Raw genomic sequence first — 21,751 nt, forward strand, 5'->3', positions numbered from 1 at the left:
AGTTTTAGGAGGGTATACAATGAGCAAAGGACGCGTTATCCAGGTAACAGGTCCGGTTGTCGACATCGAGTTCGAACGCGGACAACTGCCTGAAATCCTGAATGCGATCAAAATCGAGAAAAAAGCGCAGACTGCCGGCGAGCACGACATCGACCTTACCGTTGAAGTTGCCGTTCACCTGGGAGACAATTCCGTTCGCTGCGTAGCCATGTCCACCACGGACGGCGTGGTTCGCGGAATGGAAGCCGTTGACCTCGGCGTCCCGATTACCGTTCCGGTAGGGAATGCTACCCTGGGCCGCGTGTTTAACGTCCTGGGAGAAGCGATCGACTCCGATGAGCCGGTAGACCGCACGTATACGAGCCCGATTCACAAAGCGGCTCCTTCGTTCGATCAGCTGTCTACGCAGGCGGAAATTCTGGAAACCGGGATCAAAGTTATCGACCTGTTGGCTCCTTATGCCAAGGGCGGTAAGATCGGCCTCTTCGGCGGTGCCGGCGTAGGGAAGACCGTTACGATCCAGGAGCTTATCAATAACATCGCCCAGGAGCACGGCGGGATTTCCGTATTCGCCGGGGTAGGGGAAAGAACCCGTGAAGGGAACGACCTTTACCACGAGATGAAGGACTCCGGCGTTATCAGCAAAACGGCGATGGTCTTCGGCCAGATGAACGAGCCTCCGGGTGCACGTCTTCGCGTCGCCTTGTCCGGTCTGACCATGGCCGAGCACTTCCGTGACCAAGAAGGCCGCGATACGCTGCTCTTCGTCGACAACATCTTCCGCTTTACCCAAGCCGGTTCCGAGGTTTCGGCCCTTCTGGGACGTATGCCTTCGGCGGTAGGTTACCAGCCAACCCTGGCTACCGAAATGGGCCAGCTGCAAGAGCGGATCACCTCCACCAAAACCGGTTCCGTTACGTCGATACAGGCGATCTACGTTCCGGCGGATGACTACACTGACCCGGCTCCGGCTACGGCGTTTGCTCACTTGGACGCTACGACCAACCTGGAGCGTAAAATTTCCGAGAAAGGGATCTTCCCGGCGGTTGACCCGTTGGCGTCTTCCTCGCGGATCCTGGCTCCGGAAGTGGTTGGGGAAGAACACTATGAAGTGGCTCAAGGCGTTAAGCGTCTGCTTCAGCGCTACAAAGAGCTTCAAGATATCATCGCCATCCTCGGTATGGACGAATTGTCCGACGAGGACAAACTGACCGTACAGCGTGCCCGTAAGGTCGAGCGCTTCTTGTCTCAGCCTTTCCACGTAGCCGAGCAGTTCACGGGGATTTCGGGTAAATACGTTCCGGTTAAAGAAACCGTCCGCAGCTTCAAAGAACTGCTGGAAGGCAAGCACGACGATCTTCCGGAAGCAGCCTTCATGTACGTAGGGACGATCGAAGAAGCGGTAGAGAAAGCCAAAACCCTGTAAGACCCATTCCTCATCCATCGAAAGCGGGAAAAACGATCCGGAAAGGCATAAACGAAGCGGCGCCGACGCCGGTTCCCCGGGCACGCTTCCCCCGGTCGGTGGATGAATTGTATAAAGCAGTTGCTTCATGAAGGGGTTTCCCCCGGGAAACCTGGAAGGAGGGTTGCACGTGAGTACTTTCTTGTTGGAGATCGTTACCCCGGAGCGCAAAGTATACGCGGAAGAAGCGGATATGATCGTTGTCAAAGGGGTAGCCGGTGAGCTGGGGATTTTGCCAAACCACATTCCGTTGGTGACTCCTCTTAAGATCGCTCCCGTCAAAATCAAAAAGGGCAATTCCACGGAGCTCATCGCCGTAAACGGCGGCTTTATGGAAGTGCGCAAAGACAAGGTCGTCATCCTGGCCGAATCGGCCGAGCTGCCTGCCGATATCGACGTGGAACGGGCCCGCTCCGCCAAGGAGAGAGCCGAGAAGCGTCTGGGAGGAAGCAAACAGGACGAGCTGGACTTCCGCCGTGCCGAAATGGCGCTTCAGCGGGCCTTGAACCGGTTGGACGTGGCCGGCAAATAAAGCAAGACCACCGAAAAGCAGAGGGATTCCCTCTGCTTTTTTTGTATGCGGAAAACGATGTGAAGGCTAAATCAGTCGTCTGGTTTATAAACCGCACATTCTGGTCATCATTTCGATAATTTTGTATACTATACATAGACTAGAATAGACTAATCGAGGGCAGAATGGGAATTATTTTTCTCTTTAAGGAGCAAGCAGGATGGCCAAACCGGACCGTAATACTTTTCAGAACCGATTAAACGAGATGCTGAATTCCATTCGTCATAACATTTTGACCGGGGTTTACAAGCCCGGCGATTATTTGCCTGCGGAGACGGCATTGGCCGAACAGTTCCATTTGAGCAAGAACTCCGTACGTCTCATACTGGATAAACTGGTAGAAGAAAAGATGATCGTCAAGCTCCCTAGGGTTGGCTCCCAGGTTATGGCTCCCCAGCAAAAGGTAGTTCGCTTTGGTGTGTACCCGTCCCTGTACGAAGAAGCTAATATGGGCGAGCTTATCGAAAAGTTCCAGGCAGAGCATCCCCATATCCGAATAGAGGCGCTAAAACTTCCCTATTTTCAAGCGGATAACGTCAAGGAGCTGCTGGAATCCGGAATCGTTGACGTACTTACCCTAAATCATAATGATTACGTTCACTTCCGGGAAACGAATCAATTGAACGTACTGGAACCGTTACCCCCCCAGCAGGAAACGTACCCCTTCTTGAATGACTTATTCGCGATGGAAGAGGGTGCCTTGTTCGTGAGGCCGTTTGTTTTTTCGCCGGTTGTCCTTTGTTACAACAAAGATCATTTCCGGGAACGCCGGCTGTTTGAGCCCGACAGCAGCTGGGATTGGCAGGAGTTGCGCGAAACATTGGCCAAGGTGGTGGCTCCGAATCGGTTTGGCTTGTATTTTCACTTATCCTCGTATACCCGTTGGCCTATCTTTCTTTTGCAGAACCTTGCGCAATTTCGGAGGGATGAGAACGATTTTCTGAAGCCTGAGGATCCGGAAATGCTGGCCTTGCTGCGATTTATCCGTTCTCTGATCCATGAAGACGGCTTATACCCCCTGGTGATTTCGTTCGGTGACCATGATGCCGAGAAACTGTTCAAGCAGCAAAAGGTATCGGTCATCCTGACGACCTATTACCGTCTGAATCAACTAAAGGATGCCGATTTTCCCTTCGACATTTCCCCTCTCCCGAAGTTTCGTACCCATGATACGCTTCTGTTGACAACCGGCATTGCCATAGGGGCCATGTCCGCCAACAAGGAAGAAGCAAAGTGCTTTGCGGATTACCTTCTTTCGGAAGAAAGCCAGAGGAACATTCGCCGTCATACGTTCAGCCTGCCGGCCAATCGATTGGTTGCGGAATCCGTACAGACCGAATTGCCGAATCAACCTGCGCGGTTGGAGCTTCATAGGGAATTGATTTCCTATTATGCGACCCATGATCGGCTTCAGTTAACCATGGAAGAATTGAAAGTATTGGGAGAATGTTTAGGAGAATATTTCTCCCAATTGGTCGACGAGGAAGGGCTGATTCGGCTGTTTAATAAACAATTAAAACTAGAGCCTGAGCCATCAATGCCATAGGAGAAGCGGCAAGCGAAGAGAATTTTCCTATTATCTTTTGAGCGATATGAACGAAAAGCGGACAATTCGGGTCCGCTTTTTTTTGTGTGCTCGGAATCCCGAAATTAGGAAGTCCTGAGGAGAAATGCGTGGATAAAGTACTAAGACCAACCACTTAATGAACCACATAAAAACCAGTTGACTATATAAAAATGTAAATGGTAGTATGTTTGCGAGGTAAATAAACTACATAAGTACCAACGATTCCGATTAATGGTCAAAAAGGGTGTCAGGGATGATCGGTTGGAACGGGTTCGCTTCGTGAAGGTTCGTCATGCAGGGGAGCTTCATGTGATAGAGGGGGGCGGGTTTCCAGTCGCCGATTGTCCGTCAAGGAATTGAGCTGGCTTGGCCGTTTTGAGAAGGTTTTGATTATGAGGGAGGATTGGCTATGACAAAATTAAAAATTGGCATTATCGGCGCGGGTTCCATTTCGGAGGTTCATTTCAACTCTTACCAAAACAATCCCCATGCGGAGATCTATGCGGTTTGTGATTTGAATGAGGAAAGGGCGAAGGCGAAAGCCTCAGCCTATGGCGCTAAGAAGGTTTTTACCGATTACAAGGAGATCCTTGCCCTTCCGGAGCTGCAGGGGGTTAGCATCTGTACCTGGAACAATTCCCATGCCGAAATTGCCATTGCCGCGTTGGAGGCGGGTAAGCATGTATTGGTGGAAAAGCCGCTTTGCATAACGGTAGAGGAGGCTTTGCGTGTAGAAGAGGCCGTTCGCCGCAGCGGGAAGGTGCTTCAGGTAGGGTTTGTCAGGAGATATGCAAGCAACAACCAAATTGTAAAGCAATTTATCGATCATGAGGAACTGGGTCCGATCTATTACGCCAAGGCTTCCTGCCTGCGCAGATTGGGCAACCCCGGGGGATGGTTTGCCGATGCGGAACGTTCCGGCGGCGGTCCGTTGATCGACCTTGGAGTTCATCTCATTGATATTTGCTGGTATCTCATGGGGCAGCCCAAAGTAAAGTCCGTATCCGGAAATACCTATAACCGGTTGGGCAATCGATCCAACATCAAAAACCTGGACTTCTATAAGGCGTCCGATTACGATGCTTCGAAAAACACGGTAGAGGATCTTGCCAACGCGCTGATCCGCTTCGAGAACGGGGCTTCCCTGATGGTGGACGTAAGTTTTACGCTTCATGCCAAGCAGGATGTTCTGTCCGTGGCGATATTTGGCGAACGGGGAGGCGCGGAGCTGGAGCCGGAACTACATCTGGTGACGGAAAATCATGATACCATTCTGAATATTACCCCCCAGGTGAACAATTTACGTTTCGATTTCAAGGATGCCTTTCAGAATGAAATCAATCATTTTATTGATACTTTACTCGGACAGAAAGAGACGAGAAGTCCGGTGGAGGATGGCGTCGAGATGATGAAAATTCTTTGCGCCATTTATGAGTCCGCCGAAACGGGCAAGGAAGTCCGCTTCTCCTGAAGTAAGCGATTGGGAAACGGCATGCGTCTATAGGGATCTGACCATTTGAACCGGGGGTATTCCTTCTCCCGGTTCAATTTTTTGGAACAAAGCTGGTTAAGAAAGCGCAATGTTGGATGGATCAGGAATTAGTTAGACAAAAAATTGAGACATTTGATATAATTGTGAAGGTGTTTATAACAGAAGAACGGAGGGGATCCGGTCGAATGTATACCAACAATTATGTGATTGTGGCCATCTTTCTGGCGTTGGGTCTGTTTCTTCCGGCGGCCGCACTCACGATAGGGCGTCTGCTCCGGCCCAGCAAGCCGTTGTCGGAGAAGCTGACGACTTATGAAAGCGGTAACGAACCCGTCGGCGAGGGGCAGGTCCGGTTCAACATCCGGTATTACCTCTTTGCGTTAATGTTTGTTATTTTTGATGTGGAAACGGTCTTCCTGTACCCATGGGCGGTTGCGTATAACCAGCTCGGGTTGTTTGTGCTCGTGGAAATGTGTATTTTCGTCGCCCTCCTTGTGGTGGGTCTACTCTATGCCTGGAAGAAGAAGGTGCTGCAATGGACTTCTCTTTAGAATCGGTGACTCCCGAGGAACGGGAAGAGCTCGAACGCAATGTATTCCTAACAACCCTCGAACAACTGAAGGCGTGGGCCCGCAGCAACTCCCTCTGGCCGCTTACTTTCGGACTGGCCTGCTGCGCCATCGAGATGATGGGAACCGGAGCTTCTCACTATGACCTGGACCGGTTCGGGGTAATCTTCCGGACTTCGCCCCGGCAGTCGGACGTGATGATTGTGGCGGGAACCGTCACGAAGAAAATGGCCCCGCTGCTCAGAAGGCTGTACGACCAGATGCCGGAGCCGAAATGGGTTATCGCCATGGGCTCCTGTGCAACGGCAGGGGGACCGTATATCAAGTCCTATGCCGTCGTCAAAGGAGTCGACCAAGTCGTGCCGGTCGATGTGTACATCCCGGGCTGCCCGCCTAATCCGGCTGCGCTTATCTATGGCATCAACAAGCTGCAGGAGAAAATCCGCTATGAAGCGAAGACCGGGAAGCGGGTGACCAGCCGATGACCGAGGAGAAAAAGGATTCCGTCCCCGCCGGGGGAGAAACCGGACAAGAGCCGAAAGCATCCGAGCCGGCAGGCAAGCCGGTGGAAGGCGGGGAGGCGGGACTAGAGCCGAAAACATCCGAGACGGCAGGCTTGCCGGTAGAAGGCGAGGCTTCCGTCCCGGTCGGAGGAAGCGAAGCCCCGGCGAAAGGAGCGGAGCCGGCTGAGCCGGTGAAGGGCGAGGAAGCACCGCTCGTGGCAGCCAAGCCGTCATCGGACGAAGCGAGCGCAGAGCCCGCCCCGGCGGGCGGTGAGCCGGCGAAGGCGGCTGATGCCGGCGGCGGGAGCGCGGCTGCCGATGGCGACGCGGAGGCCGAGGCGAAGGCGCGCGCGGCGGCGGAAGCCCGCGAAGCGCGTGCCGCGGCAAGAGCGGCTCGAGCGGCCGCTGCGGGAGCCGCAGGCGACGGCGCGCCGGCTGGCGGCGACGCGGAAGCGAAGGCCAAGGCCGCCGAAGAGGCGCGCGCCGCGCGGGCTGCGGCAAGAGCCGCCAAGGCGGCCGAGGACGCCGCGCCCGCGGAGCCGAAGGCACCTTCGCCGAACCAGCCGAGGCTCGACCGCGTGGTCGAGCTGCTGAAGGAGGCGGTGGGAGCCGAGGCGGTCGCGGAGGCCTACATCAACGAGAAGGACGGGGACTGTCCGACTCTCGTGATGGCTCCGGAGCATTGGGTGGCCGCCGCCGGGCTTCTGAAGACCCATGAGGAGCTCAGGCAGAACTACTTGCGCAATGTGACCGGGACGGACATGGAAACGCATCTGGAGGTCGTTTACCATCTCATCTCCCTGGAAACGAAGCAGGAATACTGCGTCAAGGTGAAAACGGACCGCGACCAGCCCTCGGTGCCATCCGTTACTCCCGTCTGGGCGACGGCGAATTGGAATGAGCGGGAGATTTATGACTTGCTTGGAGTGGATTTTCCGGGCCACCCCGATTTGCGCCGCATTATGATGCCGGATGATTGGGTCGGGTATCCGCTGCGCAAAGATTACGAACCGATTGACCCGGAGGTGTAACCAGTGATACGCACAGAAGAGCTGCTGCTTAATGTAGGCCCGCAGCATCCGAGTACGCATGGAGTGTTCCGCATCATTGTCAAGCTGGACGGGGAGATCATCACCGAAGCGATCCCCGTGATGGGATACCTGCACCGCGGGACCGAGAAGCTGGCCGAGAATTTGACCTATACCCAAATCATTCCCTATACGGACCGCATGGATTATGTATCCGCGATGACCAACAACTATGTCCTGGTGAACGCGGTAGAGAAGCTGATGGGCCTGGAAATTCCCGAACGGGCGGAATTTCTTCGTCTCATCGTCATGGAGCTCCAGCGGATTGCGAGCCACATGGTTTGGTGGGGAACGTATTTGCTCGACATCGGGGCGATGAGCCCGTTTCTTTTTGCCTTCCGGGACCGGGAGATCATCATCAATCTGTTTAACGAGTTGTGCGGAGCGCGGCTGACCTACAACTACATGCGGGTTGGAGGCGTGAAATGGGATGCTCCCGATGGCTGGATCCAGAAGGTGCGGGAATTCGTCCCGTACATGAAAGAAAAGCTCGAGGAATACCATAATCTGGTGAGCGGAAATGAGATTTTCCTGGCGCGGATCAAGGGGATCGGCAAATACGATGCCCAAACGGCCATCGATTTCGGACTAAGCGGAGCCAACCTTCGCTGCACCGGTGTGGATTGGGACCTGCGCAAGGCTCAGCCTTACTGCATCTACGACCGCTTCGAATTCGACGTGCCGGTGCGGGACGGAGGAGATTGCTATGACCGCTATCTTATCCGTATGGAAGAAATCAAGCAGTCGCTCCGTATTCTGGAGCAGGCGCTGGAGCAGTTCCCCGAAGGCGGGGAAACGATGGGCAAAGTACCGCGTGTCCTGAGGGTACCCGAAGGGGAAGTATACGCCGGCATCGAGTCCCCCCGGGGGGAAATCGGCGTGCATATCGTTTCCAAAGGAAAGGATAAGCCGTACCGGCTGAAGTTCCGTAGACCATCCTTTGTAAACCTGCAAATTTTACCGAAGCTCTTGGTCGGGGAAACGATGACGAACCTGATCACGATACTGGGTGGAATCGATATTGTCGTCGGGGAGGTAGACTGCTGATGGGCGATCTTCTGACGCAGGGCTTGACGTGGGGATCCTTTTTTCTCTTTCTCCTCTTCGGGATCATCATGCTGCTGCTCGTTCTCGGATTCGTTACCTACGCCATCTATTTTGAACGCAAGGTCATCGGCTGGATGCAGCTGAGGATCGGCCCGAACCGGGTCGGCCCGCTGGGACTGCTGCAAACGGTGGCGGACGTGACGAAGCTGCTCATTAAAGAAGACACGATTCCGAACAAGGCGGAGAGGTACCTTTTTATTATCGCTCCGATCATTACGTTCGTTCCTTCGTTCGTTGTGCTGGCCACCATTCCGTTCTCTGAAAATTTGTACAACGCGAACCTTGACGTGGGAATTCTGTACTACGTAGCCTTGTCGGGCATTTCGACGATCGGGATCGTGCTCGGGGGATGGGCCTCCAACAACAAATATGCGCTGCTCGGAGGCATGCGGTCCGCCGCCCAGATGATTTCCTACGAAATCCCGCTGGTCATCTCCGTGGTAGGGGTCATCATGATGGCAGGCAGTTTGAATCTCAGAGACATTGTCGCCTGGCAAGCAGGCGGGTTCTGGCACTGGAACTTTCTGCCCCAGATTATCGGATTCATCGTGTTCGTCATCGCGGCCATCTCCGAGCTGAACCGGACGCCCTTTGACCTGCCGGAGGCGGAATCGGAGCTTGTGGCGGGGTATCACGTCGAGTACAGCGGATTCCGTTTTGCCTTCTTCATGCTGGCGGAGTACGTCTACGTGTTCGCCATTGCATCCATGACCACGGTGTTGTTCCTGGGCGGCTGGCATGCTCCCTTCGGCTTCCTGGATTTCATCCCGGGCATTCTGTGGTTCCTGCTGAAGTTTGCCTTTGTGGTGTTCTTCCTGTTCTGGCTGCGCGCCACCATGCCGAGAATCCGGGTCGATCAGCTGATGGGAATGGGCTGGAAGGTTCTGCTGCCGTTGTCCCTGGTTAATATCTTCGTTACCGCTGCCTACATGGAGCTGTTCGTGAAATAACGAGCCTAGAGAGGTGATGGCTGTGAAGGGCCTGATCAAGGGAATGGGCATAACCCTCAAAAACATGACCCAGAAAAAAATCACATACGCCTACCCGGACGTCCCACTCGAAATGCCGGACCGGTTCCGGGGGATTCAGCATTTTGACCCGGAGAAGTGCATCGTCTGCAACCAGTGCGCCCGGATCTGTCCGACGGAATGCATCACGCTGACCGGCAAGAAGAATCCCGATCCTGAGAAGAAGGGAAAGGTCATCGACACGTACGACATTAACTTCGAGCTCTGCATTCTCTGCGACCTGTGTACGGAGGTTTGCCCGACGGAAGCCATTGTGATGACGAACAACTTCGAGCTTGCGTCTTACAGCCGCGACGAGCTGTTCAAGAACCTCGAATGGCTGAACGACAACAACGTGAACATCCGGCAGGAGAACAATTCCGCACTTCCGAAGGGAGGGGCGAAGAAGGATGCTGACTAATCTGATGGACTATTTGTCCAGCGGAAGCAACATCATGTTCTTTATCTTTGCCGTGCTGGCCATCGGCGGGGCGGTCTCCATGATCAGCCTGACCCGGGTCGTGCACATGGTTACGGCGCTGGCCTTAACCTTTATCAGTCTGGCCGGACTCTATGTGCTGCTTAATGCGGAGTTCGTCGCGTTCGTCCAGGTGCTGATTTACGCGGGAGCCATCTCCATCCTGATGATTTTCGGTATCATGATGACCAAGCACCAGGGGGAAGAGGAAGAAGAGCCCAAGCGTCCGTGGCACAACGGTCTCCTGCTCGTAGGGGTTCTCGGGCTGTTCGGCTTTCTGTTCTATGCCATCCAGAACTCGACATTCCCGGCTCAAGCTTTGGAGGTCCAGGAGAAAAATACCCTTGAGATTGGCAAGCTGCTCTTTAACGTTCATGTCATTCCGTTTGAGCTGATGTCGGTGCTGCTGACCGTGGCCTTCATCGGGGCGATCGTGGTGGCGAAGAGGGAGGAGGATTAACGGATGAGCGACGTGCTGACTCCTTATTTGACGCTCGGGGCGATTCTGTTCTGCATCGGCTTGTACGGCGCCTTGGCGAAGAAGAACGCCGTGGTTGTGCTGCTGTCCATCGAGCTTATGCTGAACGGCGTTAACCTGAACTTGATCGCCTTCTCCAAGATGGGCGTCAATCCGTCCCTGACGGGTCAAATCTTCTCCTTGTTCAACATTACGGTCGCGGCGGCGGAGGCGGCGGTGGGCATTGCCCTTCTGATTGCGCTGTACCGCAACAAAGGCACGGCCGACGTGACCGAGATGGACTCGATGAAGCATTAACCGGGGCTTTCCGCTCCAGCAGTTCCTTACGAAGTGGCTTTCCCTTCGGGAAAACCCAGCAAATGCTTACGAAGTCACCTTACTCTACGAGTAAGCTTAGCAGTTCCTTACGAAGTGGCTTTCCCTCTGGGAAAACCCAGCAAATGCTTACGAAGTCACCTTACTCTACGAGTAAGCTTAGCACTTCCTTACGAAGTGGCTTTCCCTCTGGGAAAACCCAGCAAATGCTTACGAAGTCACCTTACTCTACGAGTAAGCTTTTAGGAGGCAAAATCATGTCATCCGACTTATCGCAATACGCCTGGCTGGTGCCGCTTTTCCCGCTCGCGGCCTTCCTCGTCCTAACCGCCATCGGGAGACAGATGAAAACGGTGGGGGTGGCGGTGAGCATCGCGGCGGCGGCCGTTTCCTTCGTCCTTGCCCTTCTCATCCTGGCAGGACGACTGGGCAGCGGGGTCGCCGATTATACGTGGGACGATTGGGAATGGCTCAAAATCGGCGATTTTACCTTGAACATGGGCTTCGAGGTGACCAACCTCAACGCGCTGATGCTGGTGGTGGTTACGCTGGTCAGCCTGCTGGTGAATGTTTATTCGCGCGGGTATATGCACGATGACGAGCGCATCACCGTGTTCTACAGCTATGTTTCGCTTTTTACGTTCTCGATGCTCGGCCTTGTCCTATCCGTTAACCTGATCGAGCTGTATATTTTCTGGGAATTGGTAGGGGTCTGCTCCTTCCTCCTGGTCGGCTTCTGGTACTTCAAGCCGGAGGCGCGGGCGGCGGCGAAGAAGGCGTTTATCGTCACCCGGATCGGGGATGTGGGGCTGTTCATTGGCATTCTGCTCCTGTTCTGGTACATGCCCGAGCACAAGCTCGATTTCATTTCCCTTCACAATACGTTCGCTAATCCGGAAGCATCAGCCATTAGCGCCGGAGTGATTACGGCCATCGCCATTCTGATCTTTATCGGCGCTATGGGCAAATCGGGCCAGTTCCCGCTGCATACGTGGCTTCCGGATGCAATGGAAGGGCCGACGCCGATCTCCGCCCTTATCCACGCCGCGACGATGGTCGCCGCCGGGGTATACCTGGTCGCCCGGACGTTCGATATTTTCCGGGCCTCGCCGGATGCGCTGACCGTAGTAGCGGTCGTGGGCGGATTTACCGCCATCTTCGCCGCTATTATCGGCACGGCCCAGAATGACATCAAGCGGATTCTCGCCTATTCCACGGTCAGCCAGCTCGGCTACATGATGATGGCGCTTGGCTTGGGAACGTGGGCGGCTTATTCCGCGGGAATTTTTCACCTGTTCACGCATGCGTTCTTCAAGGCTCTTCTGTTCCTTGGGGCAGGGAGCGTCATTCACGCCGTACATACCCAGGATATCCACGAGATGGGCGGGCTGGGCCGCCGCATGAAGATAACCGCCTGGACCTTCGGGATCGGAGCGTTGGCTCTCTCAGGCATCTTCCCGCTGTCGGGCTTCTGGTCGAAGGATGCCATTCTCACCGAGGCTTATCATCACAGCCAGCCGCTGTTCTGGGTCGGCCTGATTGCGGCCTTCTTCACCGCCTTCTACATGGCCAGGCTGTTCTTCCTCGTCTTCACCGGCAAGCTGCGCACCCAAGTGGAGCCGCACGAATCGCCGCCTTCCATGACGCTGCCTCTAATCGTCTTGGCTGCTCTTGCCGTGGTTGCCGGCTTCGTCATGATCCCGGGGGTTAACCCTTGGCTTGGCGGCTGGCTGACCGGAGAGCATCTGGAGGAATCGGCCGATTGGCTCGTTATGGGGCTGTCTACCTTGGCCGGCTTGAGCGGCATTGGGCTCGGCTGGGCGATGTATGCCAAGCGTTCCGTACCGGCCGATCTGGTCGCGGGCCCGCTTCCGTGGCTGCACCGGATCGTTCAGCGGAAGTTCTATATCGATGAGCTGTACCAAGCCGTTATCGTGGCTCCTCTTAAGGGACTCGGAGCGCTGTTGAACGTCTTCGACGATTATGTCGTGGATGGAATCGTTAAGCTGCTGACGGGAATGGCGGTCGGGCTCGGCCGCCTGGGCACGCGTCTGCAGAACGGTCAGGTTCAAACGTACGGGCTCGTCACGCTTCTAGGCTTTGTCATTCTGGTTCTGGCCCTGGCGGGAAGGAGGTTCATCCATCTTGGCTAATTTACCCATTCTGAGCATGATTGCCTTCTCTCCCTTGCTTGGGGTTCTCATCCTGCTTTTTATGCCAAAGGATCAAGGAAAATGGATCAAAGTCATCGGGGCGGCCACTACGTTCATCCCGCTTGTGTTGGCCGGCTTGCTGTATGCCGACTTTAACCAGCAGGAGGGAGGCTTCCAGTACTCCGAGCTTCACAACTGGATCACGGTTCCCCTTAACAAAGAGGCTCAGCACTTAAGCGAGATCACCTCGCTTTATTTCAAATTCGATTACAGCCTGGCTGTGGACGGCTTGTCGCTTTCCCTGGTCTTCCTGACGGCGCTGATCTGCACGATGGCGGCACTGGCCTCGGTCTATATCAAAAAGCGTTGGAAGCTCTACTACATTCTTTTTCTTCTTCTGGAAACCGGTATTTTCGGGGTATTCATGGCCCAGGACCTGTTCCTGTTCTTCCTGTTCTTCGAGATTACCCTCGTTCCGATGTTCTTCCTGATCGGCATTTGGGGCTACATCAACCGGGAGCAGGCGGCGAACAAGTTCCTGATCTACAACGGGCTCGGCTCGGCCGTCATGCTGATCGTGTTCCTCATCCTGGTGACCACGGCCGGCTTCTCGGCGGTTCAGGATGCGAACGGGGCGTCGCTCTATTTCAGCGGCAGCCTGCGGGACATCACGGATAACCTCTATAACAATCCGAATGCCTATGTTCACATTCAGGAGCAGAATCTTCCGTTCTACCTAAGCGCCGGGGCGAAGAGCGCTCTGTTCGCACTGCTCCTGGTGGCGTTCGGCATCAAGCTGCCGATCTTCCCTTTCCATACGTGGATGCTTAAGGTGCATACGGAAGCGCCGCCTTCCATCGTCATGATCCACTCCGGCATTCTGCTGAAGATGGGGGCATACGGCTTGATACGATTCGGCGTGCTTCTGTTCCCTGAACAGGCGAAGAGCTGGGCGTTTGTTCTGGCACTGCTCGGGCTGATCAACATTCTGTACGGGGCGGTTCTGGCCTTCGTGCAAAAGGACTTCAAGCTCGTGCTCGCATACTCCAGCATCAGCCATATGGGCGTCGTTCTTCTAGGCCTTGCCGCCTTTAACCAGATCGGCATGCAGGGGGCGGTGTTCCAGCTCGTCTCCCACGGCCTGATCTCCGCGCTGATGTTCCTGCTGGTCGGAAGTCTGTATGAACGCACGGGAACGACCGAGCTCTCTAAGCTCGGCGGACTGGCTTCGTCCCTTCCGTTCATGAGCGGCATTCTGCTGGTGGCCGGGATGGCCTCGCTCGGGCTTCCGGGGCTCTCGGGCTTCGTGAGCGAATTTCTCGCCTTCCTTGGCTTGTTCGGCACGATGAAGGCCCTGACCATCATCAGTGCCCTTGGCATTATTCTCGCTGCGGTGTACGTTCTTCGCGGGGTGCTGAGCATCACGTTCGGACCGCAGAAGGAGGAGCGCCCCGGGATCCGGGACGCCCGACTGATCGAGGCGGTGCCGATGATCGTGCTGGTTGCTTTTATTCTGCTGCTTGGCGTGTATCCGGGGATTCTCAGCCAGCCGCTGGAGCAGACGGTGACCGGCTTTACCGACTTTATTCAATCCACCCCGAAGATAGGAGAATAGACCAATGCCACAAGGACTCCAGTTAGCCGATTTGACTCATCTGGCGCCGGAATTGACCTTGGTCATCTCGGCTATCGTAATTTCATTGCTGGATATGTTCCTTCCGCGGACGGTGAGCCGGACCCTGCTGGGCTGGCTTTCGTTAGCGGGCGTCCTGATCTCTGCCGTATTCGTGATCGGGCAGGTGAATCCGGCCGAGCCGGTCTCCCTCCTCGGGCAAAGCCTCCGGGTGGACGACTTCGGAAGCCTGCTGAAGCTGGTCCTGCTCACCGGTACGGCCCTCGTCCTCTTCATGAGCCTGGGCTCGGTGCGGGAAGAAGAGATTCCCCACGTTGGGGAGTATTATTACCTGCTTCTACCGGCTACCTTGGGCGGCATGGTCATGGCGGCCTCGGCCGATCTCATCACCTTGTTCGTCGGGCTGGAGCTGCTCAGCATCACCTCTTACATTCTGGTAGGAATGCGCAAGAAGAACCTTCAGTCGAACGAGGGGGCGTTTAAATACATCATCCAAGGGGGGATTTCCTCCGCGATGATTCTGTACGGCATGTCCTTTCTGTACGGCATGTCCGGCTCGACCAATCTCGGGGAAATCAACCAGGCGCTGATCCAGAACGCCTCCACCCTCAGCCCGCTCATCTACCTGTCCTTCTTCCTGCTGTTGGCGGGCTTCGGGTTCAAGGTAGCGGCGGCACCGTTCCACACCTGGGCCCCGGATGTTTACCAGGGGGCGCCGACTCCCGTAACGGCTTATCTCGCCGTAGTGTCGAAGGCGGCGGGCTTCGCCATTCTGTTCCGGATGATGTACCGCGTCTACATGGGCGTGACGAACGATACGGGGAACCCGGCCCAGCCGATCAGCGAGGACATCTTCTTCTCGCTAAGCGTTCTGGCCGCTATCGCCATGATCGCCGGTAACCTGCTCGCCCTCCGGCAGAAGAACGTTAAGAGGCTGCTCGCTTATTCCGGAATTGCGAATGCGGGCTACCTGCTCGCCCCGATCTCGTCCCAATTCTCGATTGTGCATTACACGAACTTCTCGGAGTTTCTGTACTATTTGATCGCGTACCTGTTCATGAACATCGGGGCGTTCGCCGTGCTAATGATGGTGGAGAGGACCGACGGCACGGAGGAGCTTCGCGGCTTCGCCGGGTTCTATTACCGGGCGCCTTGGACGGCCGTTGCGATGGTGCTGCTTATCCTGTCGCTGGCGGGGATTCCGGTGACCGGAGGCTTCTTCGGAAAAATCTTCATCATGATGGGGACGCTGCAGAACCATCTGTACTGGCTAGCCTCCATCATGATCGTTACCAGCGTCATCTCGTTCTACTATTACTTCTCGATCATCCGCCAAATGTTCATGCGGACGGACCCGGGCGGGGACCGGCTGAAAGCCCCGCTTCCGCTTACCATCACCGCGTGGGTCTGCGCTGTGGCGGGAGTGGCCCTGGGCTGCTACCCGCAAGGGGTCCTGAGATTCCTTCAGGATATTTTCAGCATCGGCATGGACATGATGTAACCGAACCGTACGACGAAAGCTTCCCTGCGGCAAGCAGGGGAGCTTTTTTACGTTTTGGCGAGCATTTTTTCCGGATTTCCCCAATGCTTCATCACAATTTTGTCGAAAAAGTAGGTCTAAAGTATCAATTTTGTCGACAAAAGAAGGAAGAATGACGATTTATAGCGAATAGCTGTGAATTGGTCATACGGCCTTAAAGTCATTTAAAAGGATTTGGATAAAGATGAGTCTGTTCCCAAAACCTGCCGCCCCTTCCCGCCGACGGTCCCCTGAGCCTTTTTTCCTGCTTTGGTTGCGGCCAGCGGTACGCTGGAAGAGCCGGAAGGGAAAGTGGACCCGGCTTGTTCTTTTTGTCGTGTTTCTGTGCCTGGTTCCTATTCCGCTAATAAAGCCCGCGCCTTCTCCGGCATTGCCTCCGGAAACCAAAGCCGGGACGTCTTGGATTATTCAATGGAAAGACGAGCCCGATCCCGGGTTCGCCGCAAGCAGCACCATCGTCCGCTCCTATCCCGATTCACGGGTAACCGTGGCAGAACCCCGAGCTGGAGAATCCATGGAAGAGTGGCTCGGTCGCTGGCAGCATTCCGCCTATGTGGAATCGGTGCAGCCGAACCAGGCGTACCGGATCGCGGCCTCTCCCAATGACCCGATGATCAGCAACCAGAAGTACTTGGAGCAGATTCATGCCCGGGAAGCGTGGGACGTGGCGACCGGCAACGAGGCCATTACCATCGCTTTGGTGGACACAGGAGTCGATCTGACCCATCCTGATTTGGTGAGTCACCTCGTAAAAGGCACGAACTTAATCAATCCCGGACAGCCTCCCGCCGACGACAACGGCCATGGCACCAATGTAGCGGGAGTGATCGCGGCTTCGGCCAACAATGACAAAGGCATTGCCGGTCTTCTGTGGAAGGCCAAAATCATGCCGGTCAAAGCGCTCGAAAGCAACGGAACCGGGGAGGAAGACAAGCTGGGGGAGGGGATCCGCTACGCCGTGGACCACGGTGCCAAAATAGTGGTTCTCTCGCTCGGGTTGAACAAGGCTTCGGCTTATATGGAATCCATCGTCAAGTATGCGGAGTCGAGAGGGGTGCTGCTCGTGGCCGCCTCCGGGAATGAAGGCAACTCCGTCAAATACCCGGCGGCCTACCCGACGGTTCTCGCGGTAGGCGGTGCTTCAGCGGACAACCATGCGGCCACGCTGTCCAACTACGGACCGGAGCTTGACGTGGTGGCTCCCTGGAATGTGTTTACCACCGCAGTAGGCGGGCGGTATATCTATACCGGCGGGACTTCCCTTGCGGCACCGCAGGTAGCGGCGGTTAGCGCGCTGGCCTGGAGCCTCTATCCGGAGATGAAGCCTTATGAGATCCGGAACCTCATCCGCCAGACGGCGGAGGATCTGGAGACGCCGGGATGGGATGCGAAGACGGGCTACGGCCTGCTCCGGGCCGACCGGGCGTTGAGAGAGCCTTACCGTGCGGATATGTACGAGCCGAACAACAAGATCGGGGAGGCCAAGCCTACCTCAGTCGAGAAACGGATCGATGCCGTCCTGGATGGTAAAACCGATGAAGACTGGTTCGTGATGGAGGCCCCTTATGATGGGACGCTTCTGATCCAGCTTGCCGCCGAGACGAAGGCCAAGGTAGAGGTCACCCATTACCGCAGTGCCAAAAGCGGAGGAACGGTTCTGCGCGGCGATGCGGAAGAAGGCCTCTCGGTGCCCGTGACCAAGGGCAAAAACTATATCAAGCTGGCCGCTCCCGAACTTCAGGAGCCGGCCGCCTACCATATGACCACCCGTTTTCGGATTTACCGGGATCCTTTTGAGGACAATGACCGGCAGTACAAAGCCTACACCCTACCTGCCCGCACCGGCATGATAACCGGAACGTTCCACCAGCAGAACGACCAAGATTGGTTCGTCCTAAATGTGGAGCGGGCCGGTACACTGCAGCTGAAGGTTACCGTAGATACGGCGAGGATCGACCCGACCCTGAGCATTCAGAAGAAAGGGGAGAGGGAAACCTTCCTTGACCAGGCTGGGGACGGAGCGCCGGAATCGCTTCTTCCCCAGGAGATCGGTCCCGGAACGTATTACATCCGGGTCAGCAACATTGCCCGCTATACGACACCGGTAACGGGGGAATACACGCTGGACATTCAGTATTCCACCAACTACGAAGACCCGAATGAACCGAATGGCAAGCCTTATCAGGCGGTCGCCATGGTGCCGGGGACGGAGTATTTGGGGGTAATGGACTCCCATTCCGATGAAGACTGGTTCTTGTTGAACCTGACGGAGGATACGAATGCGGGGCTCGTTCTGTCCGGGTTCCCGGAGGATGTGCGCATGCAGATGGAATTGTATGACCATTCGCTAGAGCCGGTTCAGGTGCTCGTACAGAAAACGTCCGCCAACGCGCGGAAGATTCAAACCAAGCTGAAGGCGGGAACGTATTACATTAAGCTTACCGCCGACAAAGGCTTTACCCAGCAGCGGTACACCCTGGTGTTCCGAAACGGGGAAACGAAGGCCTGACGAAACACGGCCGAAAGCGGCAAGCCCGATCATCCGAAGGAGGACATGGACCGATGGAGTATTCATTCGCGGTAAACAGCCTGATTTATATTCTGATGGCCCTCATCTGTATCGGATTCTCCTGGTGGGCGCTGCAGCAGTTCCGGTTTGATCTGTTTCTGAAGAACCCGAAGTCCGCTCAAGCCAAAGCGCTGCAAATCCTGCTCTCGATTGCCCTGGGCTACGAAGCGGCCCGGTTTCTGGTCGATTATTTCAACTGGTCGGCCATGCTGAAAGGGATGTTTTGACGGGAAATCACGGGAAGTTTGTCGAATAACAACGTCGCTAAATGTCAAGAATGGGTAATAAGGGAAATCCGACACGGGGCCTTAGACAAGTCCGCCACTAATGACCACACGACAAAGCAAAAAGAAGAGGCTGCGAAGACTATGACGATAAAAGAAAGTCAGAACAAAATAGCACGCGGAGGAGACCGGCATGAGTAAGATCATCGTCCGCGGAGGCAGAAAATTATCGGGCCGGGTAAAGATCAACGGGGCGAAGAATGCGGTACTTCCGATCATTGCCGCTTCTTTGCTGGCGTCATCGGGAGAGAGCGTCATTCAAGAGGCTCCTCCCCTGGATGACGTATTGACCATCAATGAAATGCTGAGGTCGCTTGGGGTAAGCGTCAAATACGGAGCGGACACGGTGCGGGTGAACGCGGGCCGGCTGGAACGCTTCGAGGCGTCGTATGAGCTGGTGCGCAAAATGAGGGCCTCGTTCCTCGTGCTTGGTCCGCTCCTCGCCCGGCTCGGAAGGGCCCGCATCGCCCTTCCCGGGGGCTGCGCCATCGGCACCCGGCCGATCGATCAGCACCTGAAGGGCTTCGAAGCGCTGGGGGCCGAGATTGAGCTCGGCCAAGGCTATATCGAAGCACGGGTGAACGGCCGGCTGCAGGGTGCCAAGATTTACCTCGACGTGGCAAGCGTGGGGGCCACCCAGAACATCATGATGGCGGCCTCTCTTGCCGAAGGCACCACCTATATCGAGAATGCGGCCATGGAACCGGAGATTGTCGACCTGGCCAACTACATGAACGCGATGGGAGCCCGGATCCGTGGAGCGGGCACCGGCATCATTCGCATTGACGGCGTAAAGGAACTGAGGGGAGTCGTACATACGGTCATTCCGGACCGGATTGAGGCGGGTACCTACATGATTGCGGCCGCCATAACCGGAAGCACCCTCTATATAGAAGGAGCGATTGCTGACCACCTGCGTCCCCTGGTCTCCAAGCTGAGGGAGATGGGAGTAGCGGTCGAGGAAGAAGAGAACGGCGTTCAAGTGAGCGTCGCCGGACCTTTGCGAGCAGTGGATGTCAAAACCTTGCCGCATCCGGGCTTCCCGACCGACATGCAATCGCAGATGATGGCCCTCCTGCTGAATGCAGAAGGAACGAGTCTCGTCACCGAGACCGTCTTCGAGAACCGCTTCATGCACGTGGAGGAGTTCAAGTACATGAACGCCCAGATCAAGGTTGAGGGCCGTACGGCGGTCGTCAGTGGCGGAACGCGCTTGAAGGGCGCCAAGGTGCGGGCGACCGACCTGAGAGCCGGAGCGGCCCTTATCCTGGCCGGCCTGGTTGCCGACGGGGAGACGGAAATCACCGGTACCCACCACATTGACCGCGGATACGTCAACATTGTGCGCAATCTGTATGCGCTGGGGGCGGACATCCGGCGGGAGGAGCGGGTAGAACGGGTGGAGGCGGCGGCCGAGGAAGCAGTCCCTTCCGAGCAGCGTCCTGTTTTCTCCGCTCAGCCTACTTGGGCATAACCGTTCCACTTTACCTGAACCGCTTTGGCCTAAGAGCCAAGGCGGTTTTTTGCTGCCGCTTAAGTACCGGCGGCGGGAGAGGCGTGACCCCCATCGGAGGACACGTCCGCTTTTTGAGGGGGATGTATAGCAGTAGGCCGGATGATTTCTTTTTGAGAGGATAGGGGCATGTTCCCAATGGTAACTTCATAGGATAAGTAGTACCGGTCCACTAGAAAGAATGCCCGATGGCTCCGTTCGAGAGAGTAGGAAGGGCCGGGAATCCGAACGCGAAAGGACGTCCTATGAAGATCAAGTGGAAGCTGGGCCGTCCGGCCGTCCCCCCGATGGCCGTATGGATCGCCCTAATCGCAATGCTCACGGTTATCCTTTCCGGCCTGGTGGTCAAGCAGATCAAGCGCCATCCGGGGCCTCCGCCTTCCGCCGCGGAGAAAGTCGAGCCGCCTTCTTCGAAGGCTTCGACAGGCACCGATTCTCTTACCGAGGCTCCCTCTATGATCATCCCGGTCTATCTCTCGAAGGAGAAGCGGATCGACAAGGTAACGCTCGAAGATTACGTTCGCGGCGTGGTAGCCGGGGAGATGCCGATTGATTTTGAACTGGAAGCGTTGAAGGCCCAGGCGCTGGCGGCCCGGACCTATATGATCCGCCGTCTCGCGGAGCAGGACTTCAGCGGGGTGCCCGATAAGGAGGCATGGGTGACGGATACGGTCAGCCATCAAGCTTACCTGACGCTCGATTACCTCAAGACCCGCTGGACCGGGGAAGCCTACGAGCGCAACATGGACAAGCTGAACCGGGCGGTCAATGAGACCAGAGGAATGGTGCTGACCTATGAAGGCAAGCCGATCAACGCGACCTTTTTCTCTACCGGGAACGGGTATACGGAGAATTCGGAGGATTACTGGGGAGTCTATGTTCCCTACCTTAGAAGCGTGAAGAGTCCTTGGGACGAGGCGTCCCCGGAATACCGGTCGACCGCTGTGTTCAGCCTGAAAGAGTTTGCTAGCCGGCTGGGGCTCCCCAGTACGGTGTCGGCGGCATCGGCGGGTAACGGCTTTAAGGTGCAGGGATACACGGAAGGTCACAGGGTAAGCAAAGCGACCGTGGCGGGACGGACGTTCAGCGGCCGGGAAATCCGGGAGAAGCTGGGCCTGCGTTCCTCTCAGTTTCAATGGAAGGTGAAGGGGACGAACATCGAATTTACAACCTTCGGCTACGGGCACGGAGTAGGCATGAGCCAGTGGGGAGCGAACGCGATGGCGAAGGAGGGCCGTACCGCGGAGGAGATCGTCAAATACTATTACACGGGCATATCGCTTGAGAAAGATTCCGCCTATCTTACCATGAAATAACAAAGCTACCGGATCAGGCACTAGCAACCTCTCAACCAAATCTCATCCCCTGGTGTATAAAACAAATCTATCTGGCAACAATGGTGGATGAGGTGATAAAACT

Annotated in this window: 19 protein-coding genes; all 19 read left to right on the plus strand. The window is 55.9% G+C overall.

All coding sequences use genetic code 11. The features are described from left to right. Positions 1 to 19 precede the first annotated feature (19 nt). The 19 genes from atpD to spoIID all read left to right on the plus strand — a co-directional run bounded on the left by atpD (position 20) and on the right by spoIID (position 21,648). Positions 20 to 1,426 carry a F0F1 ATP synthase subunit beta gene (gene atpD, locus MJA45_RS00295; protein ID WP_315605332.1) on the plus strand — a complete coding sequence of 469 codons (1,407 nt, stop codon included), beginning with the start codon at positions 20 to 22 and terminating at the stop codon, positions 1,424 to 1,426. 169 nt (positions 1,427 to 1,595) lie between these two features. After that, the gene (locus MJA45_RS00300; protein WP_315605333.1) at positions 1,596 to 1,997 is read left to right on the plus strand and encodes a F0F1 ATP synthase subunit epsilon; all 402 of its coding nucleotides are present in this window, start codon (positions 1,596 to 1,598) and stop codon (positions 1,995 to 1,997) included. A gap of 199 nt (positions 1,998 to 2,196) precedes the next feature. Then, entirely contained in the window at positions 2,197 to 3,582 is a 1,386-nt protein-coding gene (locus MJA45_RS00305; protein ID WP_315605334.1) for an extracellular solute-binding protein, read from the plus strand. 430 nt (positions 3,583 to 4,012) lie between these two features. Next, positions 4,013 to 5,074, plus strand: coding sequence for a Gfo/Idh/MocA family protein (locus tag MJA45_RS00310; RefSeq protein ID WP_315605335.1), 1,062 nt, complete (start codon positions 4,013 to 4,015; stop codon positions 5,072 to 5,074). A gap of 206 nt (positions 5,075 to 5,280) precedes the next feature. Next, entirely contained in the window at positions 5,281 to 5,646 is a 366-nt protein-coding gene (locus MJA45_RS00315; protein ID WP_315605336.1) for an NADH-quinone oxidoreductase subunit A, read from the plus strand. Next, positions 5,631 to 6,149: a NuoB/complex I 20 kDa subunit family protein gene (locus MJA45_RS00320; RefSeq protein WP_315605337.1), complete on the plus strand. Its 519-nt coding sequence runs from the start codon at positions 5,631 to 5,633 to the stop codon at positions 6,147 to 6,149. The genes MJA45_RS00315 and MJA45_RS00320 overlap by 16 nt, the downstream gene beginning before the upstream one ends. Then, positions 6,146 to 7,198 (plus strand): NADH-quinone oxidoreductase subunit C, encoded by a 1,053-nt coding sequence (locus MJA45_RS00325; RefSeq protein WP_315605338.1) that lies wholly within the window; start codon positions 6,146 to 6,148, stop codon positions 7,196 to 7,198. Before MJA45_RS00320 ends, MJA45_RS00325 begins: the two co-directional genes overlap by 4 nt. A gap of 3 nt (positions 7,199 to 7,201) precedes the next feature. Beyond that, a complete protein-coding gene (locus MJA45_RS00330) occupies positions 7,202 to 8,302 on the plus strand; it encodes an NADH-quinone oxidoreductase subunit D (protein ID WP_315605339.1) in 1,101 nt (366 codons plus the stop codon). Continuing rightward, positions 8,302 to 9,312 (plus strand): NADH-quinone oxidoreductase subunit NuoH, encoded by a 1,011-nt coding sequence (nuoH, locus tag MJA45_RS00335; protein WP_315605340.1) that lies wholly within the window; start codon positions 8,302 to 8,304, stop codon positions 9,310 to 9,312. Before MJA45_RS00330 ends, nuoH begins: the two co-directional genes overlap by 1 nt. A gap of 22 nt (positions 9,313 to 9,334) precedes the next feature. Continuing rightward, positions 9,335 to 9,790 carry an NADH-quinone oxidoreductase subunit NuoI gene (gene nuoI, locus MJA45_RS00340; protein WP_315607908.1) on the plus strand — a complete coding sequence of 152 codons (456 nt, stop codon included), beginning with the start codon at positions 9,335 to 9,337 and terminating at the stop codon, positions 9,788 to 9,790. Continuing rightward, positions 9,780 to 10,307 (plus strand): NADH-quinone oxidoreductase subunit J, encoded by a 528-nt coding sequence (locus tag MJA45_RS00345; protein WP_315605341.1) that lies wholly within the window; start codon positions 9,780 to 9,782, stop codon positions 10,305 to 10,307. The genes nuoI and MJA45_RS00345 overlap by 11 nt, the downstream gene beginning before the upstream one ends. A 3-nt stretch (positions 10,308 to 10,310) precedes the next feature. Further along, the gene (gene nuoK / locus MJA45_RS00350; protein ID WP_315605342.1) at positions 10,311 to 10,622 is read left to right on the plus strand and encodes an NADH-quinone oxidoreductase subunit NuoK; all 312 of its coding nucleotides are present in this window, start codon (positions 10,311 to 10,313) and stop codon (positions 10,620 to 10,622) included. Between the two features lie 275 nt (positions 10,623 to 10,897). Next, positions 10,898 to 12,793: an NADH-quinone oxidoreductase subunit L gene (gene nuoL, locus MJA45_RS00355; RefSeq protein WP_315605343.1), complete on the plus strand. Its 1,896-nt coding sequence runs from the start codon at positions 10,898 to 10,900 to the stop codon at positions 12,791 to 12,793. 16 nt (positions 12,794 to 12,809) lie between these two features. Next, a complete protein-coding gene (locus tag MJA45_RS00360) occupies positions 12,810 to 14,408 on the plus strand; it encodes a complex I subunit 4 family protein (RefSeq protein WP_407083134.1) in 1,599 nt (532 codons plus the stop codon). 4 nt (positions 14,409 to 14,412) lie between these two features. Beyond that, on the plus strand, positions 14,413 to 15,927 hold the full coding sequence (locus MJA45_RS00365) for an NADH-quinone oxidoreductase subunit N (protein WP_315605344.1): 1,515 nt from the start codon (positions 14,413 to 14,415) through the stop codon (positions 15,925 to 15,927). A 553-nt stretch (positions 15,928 to 16,480) separates the two neighbouring features. Next, a complete protein-coding gene (locus MJA45_RS00370) occupies positions 16,481 to 18,475 on the plus strand; it encodes a S8 family serine peptidase (RefSeq protein WP_315605345.1) in 1,995 nt (664 codons plus the stop codon). Between the two features lie 53 nt (positions 18,476 to 18,528). Beyond that, the gene (locus MJA45_RS00375) at positions 18,529 to 18,762 is read left to right on the plus strand and encodes a DUF1146 family protein (protein WP_315605346.1); all 234 of its coding nucleotides are present in this window, start codon (positions 18,529 to 18,531) and stop codon (positions 18,760 to 18,762) included. 190 nt (positions 18,763 to 18,952) lie between these two features. After that, positions 18,953 to 20,293 (plus strand): UDP-N-acetylglucosamine 1-carboxyvinyltransferase, encoded by a 1,341-nt coding sequence (gene murA, locus MJA45_RS00380; RefSeq protein ID WP_315605347.1) that lies wholly within the window; start codon positions 18,953 to 18,955, stop codon positions 20,291 to 20,293. Positions 20,294 to 20,577: 284 nt separating this feature from the next. After that, a complete protein-coding gene (gene spoIID / locus MJA45_RS00385; protein ID WP_315605348.1) occupies positions 20,578 to 21,648 on the plus strand; it encodes a stage II sporulation protein D in 1,071 nt (356 codons plus the stop codon). The last annotated feature ends 103 nt before the right edge of the window (positions 21,649 to 21,751 follow it).

This window comes from Paenibacillus aurantius, from assembly GCF_032268605.1.
In the GTDB taxonomy this organism is placed as follows: domain Bacteria; phylum Bacillota; class Bacilli; order Paenibacillales; family NBRC-103111; genus Paenibacillus_AO; species Paenibacillus_AO aurantius.

What these genes read in the sequence shown, in the direction of transcription:
- MJA45_RS00360 (WP_407083134.1), top strand. Translation starts at nt 12,810, where the DNA reads ATGATTGCCTTCTCTCCCTTGCTTGGGGTTCTCATCCTGCTTTTTATG.
- nuoK (WP_315605342.1), top strand. Translation starts at nt 10,311, where the DNA reads ATGAGCGACGTGCTGACTCCTTATTTGACGCTCGGGGCGATTCTGTTC.
- murA (WP_315605347.1), top strand. Translation starts at nt 18,953, where the DNA reads ATGAGTAAGATCATCGTCCGCGGAGGCAGAAAATTATCGGGCCGGGTA.
- MJA45_RS00375 (WP_315605346.1), top strand. Translation starts at nt 18,529, where the DNA reads ATGGAGTATTCATTCGCGGTAAACAGCCTGATTTATATTCTGATGGCC.
- MJA45_RS00315 (WP_315605336.1), top strand. Translation starts at nt 5,281, where the DNA reads ATGTATACCAACAATTATGTGATTGTGGCCATCTTTCTGGCGTTGGGT.
- MJA45_RS00305 (WP_315605334.1), top strand. Translation starts at nt 2,197, where the DNA reads ATGGCCAAACCGGACCGTAATACTTTTCAGAACCGATTAAACGAGATG.
- MJA45_RS00365 (WP_315605344.1), top strand. Translation starts at nt 14,413, where the DNA reads ATGCCACAAGGACTCCAGTTAGCCGATTTGACTCATCTGGCGCCGGAA.
- nuoH (WP_315605340.1), top strand. Translation starts at nt 8,302, where the DNA reads ATGGGCGATCTTCTGACGCAGGGCTTGACGTGGGGATCCTTTTTTCTC.
- MJA45_RS00370 (WP_315605345.1), top strand. Translation starts at nt 16,481, where the DNA reads ATGGAAGAGTGGCTCGGTCGCTGGCAGCATTCCGCCTATGTGGAATCG.
- MJA45_RS00310 (WP_315605335.1), top strand. Translation starts at nt 4,013, where the DNA reads ATGACAAAATTAAAAATTGGCATTATCGGCGCGGGTTCCATTTCGGAG.
- atpD (WP_315605332.1), top strand. Translation starts at nt 20, where the DNA reads ATGAGCAAAGGACGCGTTATCCAGGTAACAGGTCCGGTTGTCGACATC.
- spoIID (WP_315605348.1), top strand. Translation starts at nt 20,578, where the DNA reads ATGAAGATCAAGTGGAAGCTGGGCCGTCCGGCCGTCCCCCCGATGGCC.
- MJA45_RS00345 (WP_315605341.1), top strand. Translation starts at nt 9,780, where the DNA reads ATGCTGACTAATCTGATGGACTATTTGTCCAGCGGAAGCAACATCATG.
- MJA45_RS00325 (WP_315605338.1), top strand. Translation starts at nt 6,146, where the DNA reads ATGACCGAGGAGAAAAAGGATTCCGTCCCCGCCGGGGGAGAAACCGGA.
- nuoL (WP_315605343.1), top strand. Translation starts at nt 10,898, where the DNA reads ATGTCATCCGACTTATCGCAATACGCCTGGCTGGTGCCGCTTTTCCCG.
- MJA45_RS00320 (WP_315605337.1), top strand. Translation starts at nt 5,631, where the DNA reads ATGGACTTCTCTTTAGAATCGGTGACTCCCGAGGAACGGGAAGAGCTC.